We start from the raw sequence: 247 nt of genomic DNA, 5'->3' as shown, positions 1-247 counted from the left end.
CAAGGAGACGGTGGAGCGCAGCTTCGCCGACGCCAAGCAGTTGCACGGGCACCGCTATGCACGAATGCGAGGCTTGGCGCGCGTTAAGAGCAGTGTCTGCTGGCCGCAGCCTGCCAGGACCTCAAGAAAATCGCGCAGGCGCGTTGTTACGTCATCTGAGGGCTAATAGGGCTCGTCAGAAGTCGTTATGCCCGGTGATGAGTTGAGACCGCGCGATGAGGGTTATGAGTCAGGCCACGAGTGTACG

The 247-nt window shown here is 60.3% G+C and carries 1 pseudogene; it reads left to right on the top strand.

Annotated elements, in window-relative coordinates:
- A pseudogene (locus R0J87_RS23220) lies at nucleotides 1-159 on the top strand (transposase); the annotation flags it as partial.
- Nucleotides 160-247: the final 88 nt, after the last annotated feature.

It is taken from the genome of Halomonas sp. SIMBA_159 (genome assembly GCF_046536035.1).
GTDB classification, from domain to species: Bacteria; Pseudomonadota; Gammaproteobacteria; order Pseudomonadales; family Halomonadaceae; genus Vreelandella; species Vreelandella venusta_A.
The sequence above is the reverse complement of the archived record's forward strand: the minus strand, read 5'-3'. Positions and strand labels throughout refer to the sequence as shown.